Raw genomic sequence first — 18,044 nt, forward strand, 5'->3', positions numbered from 1 at the left:
TTCTCTAAGTTTGCAAAGATTTTTTAGCGTTTATAAACACACATGGATATTTCTATTGTCATCCCATTATTTAATGAAGACGAGTCGCTTCCCGAATTAACTGCCTGGATAGCCAAGGTAATGCGGGAGCATAACTTTTCATATGAAATTCTTTTTGTAGATGATGGAAGTACAGACTCCTCATGGGAGGTGATTGAAGGGTTGAAAAAGGAGTATGATGCTGTTAAAGCCATAAAGTTCAGAAGAAATTATGGTAAATCTGCAGCATTAAATGTAGCTTTTGCTGCAGCTGAAGGAGATGTGATCATTACGATGGACGCTGATTTGCAGGATAGTCCAGATGAAATACCTGAACTGTTCCGTAGGTTAAAAGAAGAAAAACTTGATATTATTTCTGGTTGGAAAAAGAAACGTTACGACCCAATCAGCAAAACAATACCCACTAAATTGTTTAATGCAGCTACGAGACGTATGTCGGGTATAAAGCTAAATGATTTCAATTGTGGTTTAAAAGCTTATCGTAAAGATGTGGTTAAAACCATTGAAGTTTACGGTGAAATGCATCGCTATATTCCTGTAATTGCAAAATGGGCTGGTTTCAAAAAGATAGGAGAGCAGGTTGTAGAGCATAGAGCACGGAAATATGGAGTAACTAAATTTGGACTGAGTCGCTTTATTAATGGTTTTCTGGATTTGTTATCGATTTTCTTTGTTGGGAAGTTTGGAAAAAGACCAATGCACTTCTTTGGTTCCTTAGGTGTTTTAAGCTTTTTGATTGGCACATTTATGGCAATATGGTTGATAGGTGAAAAGCTTTATCATATTGCAATGAGTATTCCTTATAAAAGAGATGTTACCGATCAGCCTTTGTTTTACATTGCATTGGTTGCAATAATAGTAGGTTCACAATTGTTTTTAACAGGTTTTGTGGCCGAATTGGTCACCAGGAATGCAACGGAGCGTAATCATTATCTGATTGAAAAGGAAATCATTTAGGCAATGTTTTTTTCAATAATCATCCCACTTTATAATCGTCCTCAGGAAATAAATGAACTGCTCAGTACGCTATCTAAACAAACTTATCCGCAGTTTGAGGTATTGGTAATTGAAGACGGTTCCATAAATGATGCAAAAGATATAGTTGAGCAATACAGTAACAAGCTGGATATAAAGTATTTTTTTAAACCTAATGAGGGGCAGGGTTTTGCTCGTAATTACGGCTTTGAACGTGCTAAAGGAGATTTCTTTGTGATATTCGATTCAGATTGTCTGATTCCTGAAGATTATTTGGAAACCGTAAAGAATTATCTTTTTGAACATAAGTTAGATGCTTATGGTGGGCCAGATGCAGCGCATAAGAGCTTTACTCCAGTGCAAAAGGCGATCAGCTATGCTATGACTTCACCGTTTACTACAGGAGGAATAAGGGGGAATAAGAAGCACATTGGGCAATTTCATCCACGAAGTTTTAATATGGGTGTATCGCGTGAGGTGTGGGAAAAGGTTGGTGGCTTTATATTGACACGTTTAGGTGAAGATATTGAGTATAGTATAAGGATTCATGAGAGTGGATTTAAGATTGGATTGATTCCTGGAGCTAAAGTTTACCATAAGAGACGTACCAGCTTTGCTCAGTTTTATAAACAATTGCATTTTTTTGGGAGGGCACGGATAAATATTTATAAACATTTCCCTTCTGAGCTTAAACTGGTACACTTTTTTCCGGCTATTTTTACCTGTGGATTTATATTTACAGTGCTAATGAATATATTTTATTGGCCTTTAGCGTATTTATGTAACTTTATCCTTTTATTATACCTGATGTTGATATTTTTTCATTCATGGCAGGTCAATAAATCGTTAAAGGTTGCATTTTTGAGTATTATTGCTGCGTTTATTCAACTAACAGCTTATGGCTTAGGTTTTATGCAGGATTTTTTTAAAAGAATAGTATTAAAACAACAATGATAGAGTTTTTAAAGGAAAGTACATTTACTGTAAATGAGGTGATAGGGAAAGCCTGGACGGTAACACGTCGAAACTATTTTTCGATCGCTACACTTTGCTTTTTAATGTTCATTACTTCCAATGCATCTGGTTTAATGGCGTTTTTTCTTAAAGACGTAAATATGGGGCTTAGTATACTCATGGCTTTCTTTTTTGTCATGTTTTACTTTACGATCAATCTATCTTTGTTCAAATATATTTTTCATCTGTTGGATGATGAATTGAACGTAAGTATCGTAGATACAATCCCTACAAGGAAGCAGATTATACGGTTTCTTGTAGCTATGCTTTACTTTATGTTATGCATTATCGGGGTTTATTCGATTGTAATATTGATTGCTTTCCCATTTATTTATACCGGTATTAGGCTGGATATCATTACTAATATTGCAATTTCTGTAGGTATTATAGCCATATTTATTACCTGGATAAGAATTTCATTCTTCCCTTTCTTTATTATCGACAAAAACCTTCCACCTTTTTTATCCATTAAATTTAGTCTGGCTACTACTAAAGGAAACTTTACCAAAATCCTGTTGCTATTATTGGTATTAGGCGGTTTTCATGTATTATATTTATTTGTTAGTTATTTACAATGGCCTGTAGTGGCTTTCTTTATTAATGTGCTCAGTTCTTTCATTATTGTTCCATTATCAAGCGTAGCTTTAACAATTGCCTACAGGAAAATGATAAGTGAATATAAGGGAGAGGGTGACCCAGACATTATTCATAATATAGTTTAATATTTTTTATGGGATTAAAAGCGGCATTAAGCAAGCCATTTGCTGCCCTTGTGGTAAAGGGCATAAATAAGTGGAAAGGAAATGCAGTAAAAGCTCAACATGATATCCTTAAAAAGTTGGTTAAGTCTGCAAAGCATACCTCTTTTGGTAAAGATCATAAATTTGCATCAATCAAGACTTACGAAGACTTTAAGAAACTTGTTCCGATTAAGGATTATGAGGAATTAAGGCCTTATATTGATCGTGTGGTTGCGGGAGAAAAGGATGTAATGTGGAAAGGAAAACCGCAATATTTTGCTAAAACATCTGGTACTACTTCTGGTGTTAAATATATTCCCATTTCGGCAGAATCAATGCCAGAACACATTAAAGCAGCACGTAATGCTTTGCTTACCTATGTTCATGAAACAGGTAAAGTGAAGTTTATTGATGGCAAAATGATCTTTTTGCAGGGTAGTCCCATCATGAGCAAGAAGAACGGTATTAACGTAGGACGTTTATCTGGAATTGTAGCGAATCTGGTGCCTGCATATTTACAAAAAAACCGTTTACCTTCTTACCTTACCAATTGTATAGAAGACTGGGAAGAAAAAATTGATGCTATTGTTGATGAAACAATAGATCAGGATATGACCCTTATTTCAGGAATACCGCCATGGGTACAAATGTATTTCGACAGACTTTCTGAAAGATCTGGAGGAAAGAGAATTAAGGATGTTTTCCCAAATTTTGAACTGTTTGTGTATGGTGGTGTAAATTATGAACCCTACAGAGCTAAAATTGAAGCCAGCATCGGTAAAAAAATAGATTCTATTGAAACATATCCTGCATCAGAAGGATTCATTGCTTATCAGGATACTCAGGATGATAAAGGATTATTACTTTTGGCAAATGCAGGAATGTTCTATGAATTTGTTCCAGCAGATGAATTTTATAATGATAACCCTACCCGTTTGAGTTTAGGTGAAGTAGAGTTAGTTACCAATTACGCTTTGATTTTAAATACCAATGCAGGCCTTTGGGGTTATGTAATTGGAGATACTGTTAAGTTCGTTTCTAAAAATCCATATAAAATTATGGTAACCGGTAGAATCAAACATTTTATCTCTGCATTTGGAGAGCATGTGATTGGTGAAGAAGTAGAGCATGCATTGCTTTCTGTTGCTAATGAGGAGGGAGTAGGAATTACCGAATTTACTGTAGCACCCCAGGTCAGTACACCTGCGGGCGAGTTACCTTATCATGAGTGGTTTATTGAGTTTTCAGTTCCACCATCAGACATGGTATCCTTCAGTAAAAAAGTTGATGATGCTTTACAAAAGAAGAATATTTACTATTTTGACCTAATTGAAGGTAAAATATTACAACCCTTAATCATTCGGTCTTTACAAAAAGATGCATTTGTGAACTATATGAGGACACAAGGTAAGCTTGGTGGACAAAATAAAGTGCCGCGCTTGTCGAACGACAGAAAGATAGCGGATGATTTACTTGGTTTTATAACTCGTCATGATGACGAAGAACAGGGGAGAGCTTAATTGAAAAATATATCCATTTTAGGGTCCACAGGTTCTGTAGGTACCCAGGCATTAAACGTTATTGAAGCGAATCCTGATTTATACAAGATTTTAGCGCTTACAGCACATTCTAATTCCAATTTATTAATTGAGCAGGCACTTAAGTTTAAGCCACTATTGGTAGTTGTTACAGATGACAGTAAATATCAACTGGTAAAGACAGCCTTATCTGGAACAAATACCAAAGTTTTAGCAGGCGAAGCAGCTTTATGTGAAGCCGCCGCTTTAGAAGGTGTAGATTTAGTACTAACAGCAATTGTGGGTTCAGTCGGGTTAAGTCCTACGGTAGCTGCTATTAAAGCAGGAAAAGACATCGCTTTAGCAAATAAAGAAACACTTGTTGTAGCAGGTGATCTGATTACTGCGCTTGCAAAAGCTCATAATGTTAAAATTATTCCTGTTGACTCAGAGCATTCTGCAATCTTCCAATGTTTGGTTGGCGAATCTAATTCATCTATTGAAAAGATTTACCTTACTGCTTCAGGAGGGCCTTTTCGAGGAAAAGATGCTGAGTTTTTAAGAAGTGTTACAAAAGCACAGGCTCTTAAGCATCCGAATTGGGTAATGGGGGCGAAAATTACTATTGATTCAGCTTCTCTGATGAATAAGGGATTAGAGGTAATAGAAGCCAAATGGCTTTTTGATCTGGAGGTTGATCAGATTGATGTTATTGTTCATCCTCAGTCTATTGTGCATTCTTTGGTGCAATTTAACGATGGATCAATGAAAGCACAAATGGGATTGCCAGATATGAATTTGCCAATCCATTACGCATTGGCATATCCCGATAGAATTCATACCGATTTTAAACGTTTCAATTTTATGGATTATCCTGAATTGAATTTCTATAAGGCAGATCAGGAAACCTTTAGAAACCTGGAACTTGCATACACGGCGTTACGTAGGGGTGGGAATATGCCTTGTATCATTAATGCTGCAAACGAGGTTGTTGTAGAAGCATTTTTACAAGAAAGGATTGGATTTTTACAGATGAGTGACGTTATCGCCGCTTGTATGGAAGAAATTGCATTCGTTGAAAAACCAAGCCTGAATAATTATTTAGAAACAGACCGGTATACACGTATATTTGCCGGTCAACTGGTAACAAATTAGAACATTTTAAATCAAAATAGAATATTAAAATAAAAATATGAGTGGATTGATTATGGCGTCCCAGTTAATTTTGGGATTATCGATATTAGTAATTTTACATGAGTTGGGACATTTCCTGGCGGCGCGTGCTTTTGGAATTAAAGTAGAGAAGTTCTATTTGTTTTTTGATGCATGGGGTTTTAAATTGTTTAGCTTCAAAAAAGGTGATTGTGAATACGGAATAGGATGGCTACCGCTAGGTGGCTATGTGAAAATTGCCGGTATGATAGATGAATCTATGGATACTGAACAAATGGCACAGCCGGCTCAACCTTGGGAATTCAGGTCTAAACCAGCATGGCAGCGCTTAATTGTTATGCTAGGGGGGGTCTTTGTAAATATCGTTGTAGGTATTTTTATTTTCTGGATGCTTACCTTCAAGTATGGAGAAACATATATCGCTAACAGCTCTGTGCAGAACGGAATTAATCCTGGTAGCATTGGTAAAGAAATAGGTTTGCAAAAGGGCGATAAGATTATTGCCATTAACGGTAATAAGGTAATTCGTTTTGATGAGCTAATCAGTTCGAAAGTATTGCTTGGTAATACCAATTTAACGCTTGTTCGTGGTGATCAAACAATGGATATTAAGGTGCCTGAGGATATTCTTAATAAAGTTTCTGATTTAGGAATTGAAGCATTCATCAGCAGGATGCCGCTTTTAACTTCAACTGTAGATAGTATTATTCCTGGTAAATCGGCTGCAAAAGCAGGCCTTGAAAAAGGAGATAGAATTGTTGCTGTAAACGGAGTGCCAGTTAAGTATGATGCTGATGTGAGGTCATTAGTGCCTAACTTTAAGGGTAAGACTATACCTATAGAAGTAAACAGAGGCGCTGAGCATCTGTTTTTTAATGTACCGATTGATACTGCAGGTACTATTGGCATAGCTTTTAATTTTGATGAAATTAAAGAGGAAACGCTTAAGTATAGTTTGATGGCTGCATTGCCAATTGGTGCAAATCAGGCATGGAAAACTTTTAGCGATAATGCTAAAGGTATCTGGAAAGTTTTAACAGGTAAAATACAAGCAAACAAAGCGTTTTCAGGTCCTGTAGAGATTGCACGTAAAGTTTATGGCGGTGAGTGGATCTGGGCTAAGTTCTGGGCTTCTACTGGCTTTATTTCAATTGCACTGGCATTTATGAACTTGTTACCTATTCCGGCATTGGATGGTGGACATGTGGTGTTCTTACTTGTTGAGATGATCAAAGGAAAACCATTGGGAGAAAAGTTTATGGAACGAGCGCAGATTGTAGGATTCGTTATGTTAATCTCGTTGATGGTCTTTGTGCTGGGGAACGATATTTTTAAGGCTATTTTCAGGCATTAAAGTAGATGACAGATTATTTTAAATTTTATGAATTGCCAGTTAGCTTTAATCCTGACCAGGCAGTCGTAAAACAACAATTTTATAAATTTAGCAAGCAGTTTCATCCAGACTTTTATATCAATGAAAGCGAGGAGAAGCAAGCTGAGGTTTTGGAATTAAGTACTTTGAATAATAAGGCTTATCAGGTACTTAGTGACCCTCATAAACGGTTACAATATATCTTAGAATTAAAAGGACAGCTTGTAGAAGGAGAGAATTATGTGCTTCCTCAAAGCTTTTTAATGGAAATGATGGATGTGAATGAGTCCTTAATGGATTTGCAATTTGATCCTGATCCTGTTCGCTTAGCATCGTTAAAGGATGAGATTGCTACCATTGAAAAAGGAATTACTGATGAAATTTCAGGAATAACTGGTTCTTTTGATACACAGGATATATCTACACAGCAGCAAGCTCTTACTGCTATTAAGGACTTATATTATCGCAATAAATACCTTTTGCGCATTAGAGAAAGTATAAATAAATCAACTCCATCACTCTAGTGGTTGTTGAAACAGTGTAAAAAAGCATTTCTGGACTTTTTTACACTGTTTATTTGAGGTATTTTCGGCCTCAAACTCAATTGTATGAATACATTATCAATTTTTAGAAAAATAGCCGTTGCTGAAGGAATTTCTTATGTACTGCTGTTATTTATCGCTATGCCTTTAAAGTATTTGGCTGACATGCCATTGGCAGTTAAGTATACAGGATGGGCACATGGCTTGCTATTTGTGCTTTATATAGCATTTTTGGTTATGGCTTTTGTAGAATATAAATGGAGTTTTAAGAAGACAGCGATGTTTGGTGTGGCTTCATTGCTTCCTTTTGCCCCTTTTTGGGTTGATAAAAAATTAAAAGAAGAAAATTAAAATAAAAGTTGGTATTTATAATATCAATTTATACATTTGCAACCCGCTGAATAAGCAAATGCCCAGCTGGCGGAATTGGTAGACGCGCTGGTCTCAAACACCTGTGGGAAACCGTGCCGGTTCGACTCCGGCGCTGGGTACAGATCCCTCTTTACGAAAGTAGAGAGGGATTTTTGGTTTTCCATCCGGAATAGTTTTATTAAGTTGATCTTGAAATTTTCATGTAATTACACCCATTTTTTATCGCGATTTGTGTTTTTTGTTACTCAATTATTGCAGAGTATAATGCTGGTTTGGTGTATGCCTTAACACTGGTTTGCTACTGCTTTTGCAGTAACAAACCAGTGTTAAGGCGTTTTTTGTGCGATATCTGTTGCAATTTTAATGTCCAACATGGTTAATTATTGCACCTAAAAAACTTCATTATGGAAAAAGTTTAATTTCCTATATGCAATTCATTAAAAAAAATCTTAGCCCACAACATTGGAGATTGATCCTGAATCCACCCGACATTTTTTTGAAACAATACAATTGGCAAAGGTTTGTACAAAAATTAACCATTTCCGTACAAAAACGAACCCGAGTTATCATTAGCTAGATATAGCTTTGTGTTAACCAAATCGATAAACTTAAGCGAATATGAATGTATGAACATCTCAAACAGCTCGGCTGTGAACCTTCCCATGACTCCCCGAAAGTATCTTATGATCAGCGTTAGAAAGCTAAGCTACTCAGAACTAAATTACGCGCTACGTCTTACCTCCTACTAAACTTAACAACTATACAACAAACCTAAATTAAACCAGATGATCAAATTATTACACATCAAGCTCAAGGGCTGGTTGTTGGTCATTCTGCTGCTTTGGAGCCATGCTCAGCAGCTGTATGCCGAACCAGGAAAATTAAGCTCCAGTTCCCACGGACACACCAAGGAAATCTTTTTCCAGGAGATTACCGGAACGGTAAAAGATGAAAAAAACCAACCGATACCAGGTACAAGCGTCATAATCAAGGGCACCAAGACGGGTGTCCAGACCGATGTGGACGGGAAATTCACAATTAATGCCCAGCCAGGGCAAGTGTTGGTATTCTCCTCTATTGGATCTGAGAGCAAGGAATGGACAGTGGGTAGTGCCAAAGTCGCAAATATCATATTGAATTCAACCAGTAGTTCGCTAAGTGAGGTGGTGGTCAACGGTTATACCACACAAAGGAGATCGGCGGTTACTGCTGCAATTAGCACTATATCTGGACAGGAACTTTTAAAGTCTCCAGTGACCAATGTTAATAATTCGCTAGCCGGACGTGTGCCTGGATTAGTAGTTCAACAGACTTCAGGACGTCCGGGTATCAATTCTGCCGCACTCTATATCCGCGGGCAGGTTTCCCCGACAGCAACGGCCTTGATCATTGTTGATGGGGTAGAACGCACTTCGTTCGGTGATATTGATCCCAACGAGATCGAGAGCATCAATGTGCTCAAGGATGCCTCTTCAACGGCGCTGTACGGACTGAAGGGGGCCAACGGCGTATTTGTAGTGACGACAAAAAAAGGGATCGAGGGACCCGCTAAGGTAACTTTCTCGTCCAATTTTGGAATGATCAGCCCGACGGCGCGTCCCGATATATTGGCTGCCTATGAAAGTGCTATGCTACTGACCGAAGGTCAGCTAAATGTGGGCGATGCTCGTACCTTCACTGATGAAGACCTTGAGGCTTTCAAAGCGGGGAATGGCAATCCACTGCTGTATCCGGATGTGATGTGGTATAATGAACTGGTAAAGGATCATTGGATGCAGAACCAGCAGAACCTTACAGTATCCGGTGGCAGTGAGAAGGTAAAGTATTTCACTTCTTTTAGTTATATGAACGAAGAGGGTAATTTCAAAGAGTTCAAGACACCCTTGGATTATTCTACCTCTCCAAGTTATAGCCGCTACAATTTTAGGGCGAGAGTCGGCATAGACCTGACCAAGACCACCAATTTTGAAGTGAACCTGGCCGGAAGGAACGAACACCGATATAGTCCGGCGGGAATGAGCGAACATAACGATCCGGCGGGCGTAGTGAGCAATGGGATCGAGGGGCTTGTCGGCAGGGCGCTGAAAATGCCTTCCTGGGCAGCACCTTTTTTTAAGGAATATACCAATTCAGATGATCCTAAGGTCATTGCGATGGACGGAGGTTATAACCATATCGTTAACTATGGTTTGAGTGGGGTAAATTCCTTTAATCCTTATGCATTGCTGACTTATGGAGGATATGCCTTTACCGACAATAATGTTGCCGAATCGATATTTACTCTTCGCCAGAAGCTAGATTTCCTGACAAAAGGACTCAGTTTCAAGGCGCAATTTGGTTATGATGCAACTCAGCTTTCCGGGAAGTTGCAAAGGGGAAGTACCGGTTATCTGGAACTGAACCGTACGACTTTGGCACTGACTCCTGTTGGCGGTACCTACAATGACTTTTTCGGGGCACCAGCCTATTCGAGAGATGGTTATACCAAGACCAATCTCCAGTTGTTCCTAACCTATGGGAGGACATTCGGAAAACATAATGTGAATGCCAACCTAATCGGACAGCGCGAGCTACGAGGGTCAACAGGTGCTGCGGCACCATACGCTAACCAGGGTTTAATTTCGGAGGTTACTTATAACTATGGTAATAAATACTTTGTGACCGGGAGTGCTGCCTACAACGGTTCTGAAAATTATGCCGATGGATATCGTTATGGTTTCTTCCCAGCAGCAACTTTAGGTTACAATATGGCCAATGAGGAATGGATGAAAAGCATCAAGTGGATCAGTATGCTGAAGTTGCGTGGATCCATTGGAAGGGTAGGTATTCCCAGTCCCGGTACAAGCCGGTTCTATTACCAGAATAGATTTGGGGCTGGCTCTAACGTGGTATTCGGAAATCCAAACAGTAATTTCAGTGCTCCGACTTACACCCAATTACAATACGGTAATCCTTATATTACTTTTGAAGTGTCGCTCAAAAGAAACATCGGACTTGACCTGTCGCTTTTTGGTGATAAGCTAAACATTACGGCTGATCTTTTTGATGATGAACGATCGGATATCCTGACCACCAGATCGGCGACCAGTTTTGCTACCTATGGAGCGACTGTACCAAGCACCAATTATGGGGTCAACTATAATCATGGCTACGAACTCTCAGTGACCTACAGGAACAAGGTCAAAGATTTTACCTATGCTTTGACAGGAAATCTGAGTTATGCTCGTAACATGCGCAGGGTGCTGGATGAAGCTTCTGGCTTGGCACAGAATCTTCGGGTGTCTGGTACACCGATCGGAACATATTTCGGCTACCATGTGCTGGGCTTCTACTCGGACCAGAATGATATCGACAATAGCCCGATGAACAAGATTACAGCTTTCCCTTCGATTCCGGGCGATTTCAAGTACCAGGACACCAATGGGGACGGCATTATCAATAACCAGGATGTTATGGCCATTGGACATCCAAACATCCCCGAGTACAATGCCAGCCTGAATATGCAGTTCGGTTATAAAGGTTTTCAATTGTCGGTTTTGTTTAATGGAGTGACTAATGTGAGCTCCAACGTGGTTTTCCAAAGCGGAGGTATGAACCAATATTATACACCCATGTTGGACAGATGGACACCGACAAACACCAATGCGAGCTGGCCTGTGATGCGTCCAGGGTTAAACGCCAACCCTAACGAAAGCCTTAACGATTTTACATTACAGGATGCTTCCTATATCAAGTTGCGCAACGTCCAGCTGAGTTATACGCTGCCAAAAAAATGGTTGTCAATGGTGCGGCTGAATACTTTGACGGTTTTTGTTAGTGGCCAGAACCTGAAGACATGGACAAACTTCTATGGTATCGATCCGGAGAATAGTCTTTCAGGAAATGCCTATGCATCGTCTATTTCAACTATTCCTACCACCAAGATTGTCAACTTTGGGCTCAATCTTTCACTTTAACTTACGACCTCAGTCATGAAAAAAATCATATATCTATTGGTTTCGGTTATTGCCCTAACCAGCTATTCTTGCAAAAAAGATTTCCTGCAGCGGGATGTAGGGATCCAGAGCGATCTGGAACAGGTGTTCGAGGATCCGCTAACAGCCTCACGGTTTGGTGACTTTACTTATACCTTTTCAATCAATGATTACGGTAGGTTGAGCGGCTATAAGGGGATGACCTCGCAGTTTACTGATGAATCGATCGCTAATAATGGGCAGATTGAGGTTGCGGCAATGAACACTGGTCAGTTTTTGGATCCTGGAGCTTCCGATGTGACTGGTATTTATAGCCAGATGTACCGTGGTATCCGCAATGCCAACTTGATGATGGCTAATATGGACAAGACGCCTTGGACAAACTTGTACAATCCCAGTTATATCAAAGGTGAACAGCTTTATCTTCGAGCCTATTTCTATTTTGAGTTACTTAGACGCTTTGGAGGAGTGGTGATTTTGACAGAGCCCCAAGATTTTACCGAGGCCTCAACCGACCTTTCCAGAAACTCCTATGCCGAAACCCTGAACAGGGTGATGACCGATCTGGAACAGGCGATATTGCTCCTGCCACTGACCAATTCGGATTGGCCAAATCCAGCCGCACAGGCCAATCGTGCCACTGGAGCTGCTGCAATGGCACTGAAGGCGAGGGTTTTAATGTTTGATGCTAGCCCCTTGAATAATTCAGCAAATGACCTGTCCAAATGGCAAAAAGCGGCGGCAGCATCGAAGGCGATTATGGACCTGAACAAGTTTTCATTAGAGCCAACTTATGCCAATGTATTGACGCTGCCAAATTCCAATGAGTATATTAGAATATGGCCCCGTGGCGGAAGGGGCTTTATCGGTACCTATCTTAGCGATTTCCTGATACCGACTAGTTATGGTGGGGCTCAATCCAACCTCTCTCCGCTACAGAATCATGTAGACCTTTACGAAATGTCCAATGGAAAGGTGATCACTGATCCTACCTCTGGCTATAACCCGCAGAGTCCCTACATTAATCGCGATCCACGTTTCTATGTCAATATCCTTTATAATGGGGTGACCTGGCAGGGGCGTGCGGTACAAACCTGGCAGACAGAACCCAATGCTCAGGGAGTGATAACATACGGACAGGATATCAGTACGGCAGCATCTATTACCAAGACCAGCTATTACCTGAAACGCCTCTGGCCCGAAGCTTCAAGATCCGGTTCAACAGCCTCTGCCATGCTGAATTATGTGTTCTATCGTTATGCGGAGGTACTGATGAATTATGCTGAGGCTCTGAATGAGGAGCTTGGAGCAACCACAGAAGTCTACAATGCGGTGAACGCCATCAGGAAAAGGGCCGGTATGCCCGATCTGCCGACGGGTTTGACACAGGCAGAGATGCGTGAAAGGATCAAAAATGAAAGGGCGGTTGAATTTGCCTTCGAGGACATGCGATGGTGGGATATCTTGAGATGGAAAAAGGGAACCGAAATTGTTGCCCAGCCGATGAAGGGAATGAAAGTGATCAAAAATGCAAATGGAACATTCACCTATACGGTAGTAGAGTTGCCGGCATTCCAGAAGGTATTCAATAACCATATGTACCTGTATCCGATCCCAAGGGCTGAAATGAACAAGACTACTGGCGCACTGAAACAAAATCCGGGGTGGTAGCAAGCATGTTGAAAAAATTAAAAGAAATTAAAATGACAAGATATATCAAATATTCAGGCCTGGTGCTGGTAATGTTCTGCAACTTGATCAGCCTTGGAGCCACGGCGCAGGTGGCCAGACAGGTTTATAAGAGTAAGGAGATCGATCAGGGAGAAAAAGGGGGAGCGAAGGCCAAGGTGCTGTCGAAGACTGACGAAACCTCAACACATACAGATCAACTGATAGAAATTCCATTTGGTACCCGTAGCAAAGAAGAACTGAACTATGCGGTAAGCTCTTTGCGCTATGAGCAGTTAACCAAAGTGCCCATTAGTAACCTGTCAGGTCTGCTTGCTGGAAGGTTGAGCGGTTTTTTGTTCAGCTGGACGGGTAACCAACCTGGAGGAGGAAATGTTTCCTACCAGATCAGAGGAAAATCTTCCTATGCGCAGGGCGCTTCGCCGATCTTTTTGGTGGACGGTATCGAACGTGATTTCGAAGATATGGATATTACAGAGATTGAAAGTGTTACTGTCTTAAAGGATGCACCTGCTCTGAACTGGTACGGACTGAACGGTGGAAACGGGGCGATCATGGTAACGACTAAGAGGGGCAAGATCGGTACTAACCTGATTACAGTTGATGCACAGGGTGGTTTCCAGTCTGCCAGCAATATGATCAGACCGCTGAACTCATTTGATTTTGCGACGATGTATAATCAAGGACTGGCCAATGTGGGACAGGCACCCGCCTTTGATGAGGCAACGCTTGCTGGTTACCAAAACCAGAGTGATCCATATCTGTATCCGGACAATAATTATCTGGACCGTTTTGTAAAGAAACACGCGCCTACACAGCGTTATGGCCTTACATTCAGTGGGGGAAGCAATAGAGTGCGGTATTTCAGCTCGGTCAGTTATTTGGACCAGCAGGGCTTGTTCCGGGAAACAAAGACCCCGAACTATAATTCGAATTATGGCTATAGACGTTATAATTTCAGGATAAACCTTGACTATGATGTGACCAAGACGCTGACACTCTCGCTATTGGCCGGGGTAAGGAGCGAGGTAAGGAACGATGTGGGCGAGAGCGCCAGTACAGTGTTCAATAACCTGTACAACCTTCCGCCAAATGCTTTTCCGATATTGAATGCGGATGGTTCCTATGGGGGAACTTCTGTCTATCAAAACAATCCTCTGGGACAATTGCAGGGAACGGGTTTTACCAGGACCACGACCAATGTTTTGTTAGCCAGTATTATGGCCGACCAAAAGTTGGATTTCATCACCAGGGGATTGTCAGCGAACCTGTTTTTTTCCTATGATGGTTATGGTAACTATGGAGACGGACTTACCGAGAACTATGCAGTATTCAATCAAACAGTGACACCGGTGCAGACCTATCGGACTCCTTTGGTGATGGCCTACAGGACTGCTGCATTCCAGACTAATACCAAGAATAATGAATTTTGGCTGGGGTTGGATTATAAGCGTTCATTTGGAGAGCACAAGTTCAATGCTAGTGTAAGAGGGCAGCAGTATGTCAGTGCGGCGGTGGATCGGATCGACTATCGTACGCGTATGCTGGTAGGACGTATGGACTATAGTTTCAGATCCAGTTACATGTTGGGATTTACCGGTAGCTATTCGGGTTCTGAGAATTATGCGCCAGGCAGTCGTTACGGCTTCTTCCCTGCTGTGGCAGCGGGCTGGCTAATGTCGAATGAAGATTTCCTGAAGGACTCTAGGGTAATCGATTACCTTAAGCTCAGAGCATCTTACGGCCGTTCAGGAAATATTGGCCCGACTTACGATGCCAATGGAAATGTGGTCAGACTTCCATACCGTACCTTGTTCACAAGAGATGCCGGTCCTTTCTTGGGTACAACATTCTCTACCTCGACCACGGCCCGTCTGGTAAGCCCTGCAGGTAATCCTTTGACAACCTGGGAAAAGATAGACCGACTGAACCTGGGAACCGATATCAATTTCCTCAAGGGAGCACTGTCCTTCTCTCTGGATTACTTCAACGAGAAAAGAACGGACATTCTTGGACCTGCTAATCTTCCGGGTATCGTCGGAATTGCCGTTGCCCAGGTCAACTCGGGAAGGGTAGACAGCAAGGGCTTTGACTTTAGCGGAACCTTTAGCAAGCAGTTTGGTAAACTGTCCTTCAGCACCAACGCGAACCTGACCTATGCCAAAAATATAATCGTAAAGCGTATTGAGAACAGTTTGCCTACACAATCAACCATAGGACATTATATCGGCGGAGGAAACTATTATATCGCCGAGGGGATCTTCCAGAACCAGGCCGAGATAAATGCCAGTCCGAGGCAGACCCTGGCGAGCCTGGTGGTACCTGGTGACTTGAAATATAGGGATGTCAACAACGACGGGTTGATCGACGCTAATGACGCGGCTGCCGCAGACTATACGGATATCCCTAAGATGTACTATGGCTTTGGGTTGAATATCCGTTATGGACAGTTTGACCTGGGCATGCAGTTTCAGGGAGTAGAAGGTCGTACGGTCAACCTGGTTACTCATTTCCATGCAGGGCCAAATGGCCTTAATCAATTGCTTTTGGATAGTTGGACACCGGCTTCGGCAACCACGGCTACCCTTCCGCGGGTAGGAATTTCCGATAATGGTAATAATACGGCAAACTCAACTTTTTGGTTGTACTCCGGGGACTTCCTTAAGCTAAGAGCTGCGGAGTTCGGTTATTCAACTCCCGAGGCTTTTAACAAGCGTTTACGTTTCAAGGGAGCAAGGATCTTTATGAGCGGGAACAACCTGTTCACGATCTCCAAACTGAACAAGTTGGGGATTGATCCTGAGACACCCAATGCGGGACGTTTCTCCTCATATCCATATGTAAAAACTTATGCAATAGGTATCAATCTCAAATTTTAACAAAGATGAAGATGAAAAAGAAATTTAATGGAATTAAGATCCTTTTGGCACTTCTGCTACTAAGTTTGGGTGCTTGCAAGGATGATTTTTTTGTGCCTTCCTATAGTGAAGGCCCTGTGATCGAAGAGGCCATCTGGAATACGGATAGGCGGGTACGCGAGTTTCTGAACAATGGCTACAACTATATGCTGGCCAGGTACAATGTGGACGGATCGGGCGCAATGATGGCCAGCGGTAGCGATGAAGCGGTAAATTCGAACCTCAATAGCAATGTAAATATTTTTAATAATGGCAATTGGGGAACCCTTAGAACCTTTGATGAACAGTACACAAATCTTTACAACGGATTGTGGGTTGTAAACACATTTTTGCAGCGTTCGCCGACCGCTGTGATCTTTCCGGCCAGCGACTTGCGTGGATTGAGAGGCGAGGCTTTCTTTTTGAGAGGGCTGTTCCATTATGAACTGTTCAAGCGATATGGTGGAGTGGTATTGGCTACCAGACCTTTCTCGCCGGCCGAAGACTTGAACATTCCTAGGAATTCGGTGGATGAAGTCGTAAGGCAGATCGTGATGGACTGTGATTCTGCGATCAATCAGATTGCAGCAGCTTCTACGAGGGATTGGGATGCTGCCAACTATGGCCGGGCGACCAAGGCTGCTGGGATGGCTTTGAAGGCAAAGACACTATTGGTTTATGCAAGTCCACTTTATAACCCGAACAACGAACTTTCCAGATGGGATGCTGCTGCCAAGGCAGCCAAAGCGCTGATCGATCTCAACAAGCATAGTTTGTTGAGCACGGCACTTTTCCCGTCGCTATGGGATTATACGACTGCTGCCACTTCCTATAACAATGAGGTGATCTTTGCCACGCCTGCGAGTAATACCAATACCATCGAGGCGAACAATGCCCCGATCAGCTTTACGGGGGGACTGGGGAGAACCAATCCTACTGAGGATTTGGTAGATGCCTTTGAAATGATCAATGGAAAAATGATCAGTGATCCAACTTCGGGATACAATCCCCAAAATCCCTATGTAGGAAGAGATCCGCGGCTGAACCAGTTTATTGTATATAATGGGGCAACATTTAAAACAGGTAGTCTTTCGCGTGCGGTAGAGACCTATGAAGGGGGACGAGACAATGTGCCTTCAAATGTGAACAGCACCAAATCCGGTTATTACCTGCGTAAGTTCTTAAGCGGAAATGCGACCTATAACATTACCGGGACTACCAGCGTGCGCAGGCCATGGGTATTGTTCAGGTATGCTGAGGTATTATTGAACTATGCCGAGGCGCTGAATGAGTTCGGAGGACCAACCAATGAGGCCTATACGGCAATTAATGCTGTGCGTAACCGTTCTGGAATGCCTTCGCTCTCAGGATTAACACAGATGCAGCTACGCGAGCGGATCAAGAATGAACGTCGTGTGGAGCTTTGCTTTGAGGAACAGCGTTTCTTTGACGTGAGGCGCTGGAAAGAGGGAGAGACTTATTTCAACGGTCCGGTGAGGGGCATGAAAATTACCAAGGTAGGCGCTGTGCTCAGTTATGCTCCATTTGTGATCGAGAATAGGATTTTTACAAGCAAGAATTATTGGTATCCCTTCCAGCAGAGCGAAATCAATAAAGCCAGCAAGTTAATTCAAAACCCAGGCTACTAGCTGTGTTGGACAAGTCCACCACCATATAGATATTTAAACATCAAGGCCTGCAGCTTTTGGTGCAGGCCATAAATATATAAAAATACAAACG

The 18,044-nt window shown here is 41.8% G+C and carries 12 protein-coding genes and 1 tRNA gene; all 13 read left to right on the forward strand.

Annotation, left to right across the window (positions count from 1 at the left end; translation table 11 throughout):
- Positions 1-42: 42 nt before the first annotated feature.
- The 13 genes from WC623_RS23015 (at position 43) to WC623_RS23075 (ending at position 17,953) form a co-directional block, all read left to right on the forward strand.
- Complete coding sequence (locus WC623_RS23015) at positions 43-996, forward strand: glycosyltransferase family 2 protein (RefSeq protein ID WP_372855594.1); 954 nt, start codon at positions 43-45, stop codon at positions 994-996.
- A 3-nt stretch (positions 997-999) separates the two neighbouring features.
- Positions 1,000-1,968, forward strand: coding sequence for a glycosyltransferase family 2 protein (locus WC623_RS23020; RefSeq protein ID WP_372855596.1), 969 nt, complete (start codon positions 1,000-1,002; stop codon positions 1,966-1,968).
- Positions 1,965-2,750, forward strand: coding sequence for a hypothetical protein (locus WC623_RS23025; RefSeq protein WP_372855598.1), 786 nt, complete (start codon positions 1,965-1,967; stop codon positions 2,748-2,750). Before WC623_RS23020 ends, WC623_RS23025 begins: the two co-directional genes overlap by 4 nt.
- Positions 2,751-2,758: 8 nt before the next feature.
- Positions 2,759-4,288, forward strand: a complete 1,530-nt coding sequence (locus WC623_RS23030; RefSeq protein ID WP_372855600.1) for a GH3 auxin-responsive promoter family protein — start codon at positions 2,759-2,761, stop codon at positions 4,286-4,288.
- On the forward strand, positions 4,289-5,440 hold the full coding sequence (locus WC623_RS23035) for a 1-deoxy-D-xylulose-5-phosphate reductoisomerase (RefSeq protein ID WP_372855602.1): 1,152 nt from the start codon (positions 4,289-4,291) through the stop codon (positions 5,438-5,440). It abuts the gene before it with no gap.
- Positions 5,441-5,477: 37 nt separating this feature from the next.
- Positions 5,478-6,812, forward strand: coding sequence for an RIP metalloprotease RseP (gene rseP / locus WC623_RS23040; RefSeq protein ID WP_372855604.1), 1,335 nt, complete (start codon positions 5,478-5,480; stop codon positions 6,810-6,812).
- A 5-nt stretch (positions 6,813-6,817) separates the two neighbouring features.
- Complete coding sequence (gene hscB / locus WC623_RS23045; RefSeq protein WP_372855606.1) at positions 6,818-7,354, forward strand: Fe-S protein assembly co-chaperone HscB; 537 nt, start codon at positions 6,818-6,820, stop codon at positions 7,352-7,354.
- 84 nt (positions 7,355-7,438) lie between these two features.
- Entirely contained in the window at positions 7,439-7,723 is a 285-nt protein-coding gene (locus WC623_RS23050; RefSeq protein ID WP_372855608.1) for a DUF3817 domain-containing protein, read from the forward strand.
- A gap of 60 nt (positions 7,724-7,783) precedes the next feature.
- Positions 7,784-7,863: transfer RNA gene (locus WC623_RS23055), tRNA-Leu, on the forward strand.
- A gap of 705 nt (positions 7,864-8,568) precedes the next feature.
- On the forward strand, positions 8,569-11,700 hold the full coding sequence (locus tag WC623_RS23060) for a SusC/RagA family TonB-linked outer membrane protein (RefSeq protein WP_372855610.1): 3,132 nt from the start codon (positions 8,569-8,571) through the stop codon (positions 11,698-11,700).
- 15 nt (positions 11,701-11,715) lie between these two features.
- Positions 11,716-13,389 (forward strand): RagB/SusD family nutrient uptake outer membrane protein, encoded by a 1,674-nt coding sequence (locus WC623_RS23065; protein WP_372855612.1) that lies wholly within the window; start codon positions 11,716-11,718, stop codon positions 13,387-13,389.
- Positions 13,390-13,460: 71 nt separating this feature from the next.
- Positions 13,461-16,286 (forward strand): SusC/RagA family TonB-linked outer membrane protein, encoded by a 2,826-nt coding sequence (locus WC623_RS23070; protein WP_372855680.1) that lies wholly within the window; start codon positions 13,461-13,463, stop codon positions 16,284-16,286.
- Positions 16,287-16,297: 11 nt separating this feature from the next.
- Positions 16,298-17,953 carry a RagB/SusD family nutrient uptake outer membrane protein gene (locus tag WC623_RS23075; RefSeq protein ID WP_372855614.1) on the forward strand — a complete coding sequence of 552 codons (1,656 nt, stop codon included), beginning with the start codon at positions 16,298-16,300 and terminating at the stop codon, positions 17,951-17,953.
- Positions 17,954-18,044: the final 91 nt, after the last annotated feature.

The organism is Pedobacter sp. (assembly GCF_041645105.1).
In the GTDB taxonomy this organism is placed as follows: domain Bacteria; phylum Bacteroidota; class Bacteroidia; order Sphingobacteriales; family Sphingobacteriaceae; genus Pedobacter.

Excerpts from the sequence above, each read along its gene's own strand:
- WC623_RS23015 (WP_372855594.1), top strand. The coding sequence starts at position 43 with ATGGATATTTCTATTGTCATCCCATTATTTAATGAAGACGAGTCGCTT.
- WC623_RS23020 (WP_372855596.1), top strand. The coding sequence starts at position 1,000 with ATGTTTTTTTCAATAATCATCCCACTTTATAATCGTCCTCAGGAAATA.
- WC623_RS23025 (WP_372855598.1), top strand. The coding sequence starts at position 1,965 with ATGATAGAGTTTTTAAAGGAAAGTACATTTACTGTAAATGAGGTGATA.
- WC623_RS23030 (WP_372855600.1), top strand. The coding sequence starts at position 2,759 with ATGGGATTAAAAGCGGCATTAAGCAAGCCATTTGCTGCCCTTGTGGTA.
- rseP (WP_372855604.1), top strand. The coding sequence starts at position 5,478 with ATGAGTGGATTGATTATGGCGTCCCAGTTAATTTTGGGATTATCGATA.
- hscB (WP_372855606.1), top strand. The coding sequence starts at position 6,818 with ATGACAGATTATTTTAAATTTTATGAATTGCCAGTTAGCTTTAATCCT.
- WC623_RS23050 (WP_372855608.1), top strand. The coding sequence starts at position 7,439 with ATGAATACATTATCAATTTTTAGAAAAATAGCCGTTGCTGAAGGAATT.
- WC623_RS23065 (WP_372855612.1), top strand. The coding sequence starts at position 11,716 with ATGAAAAAAATCATATATCTATTGGTTTCGGTTATTGCCCTAACCAGC.
- WC623_RS23070 (WP_372855680.1), top strand. The coding sequence starts at position 13,461 with ATGTTCTGCAACTTGATCAGCCTTGGAGCCACGGCGCAGGTGGCCAGA.
- WC623_RS23075 (WP_372855614.1), top strand. The coding sequence starts at position 16,298 with ATGAAAAAGAAATTTAATGGAATTAAGATCCTTTTGGCACTTCTGCTA.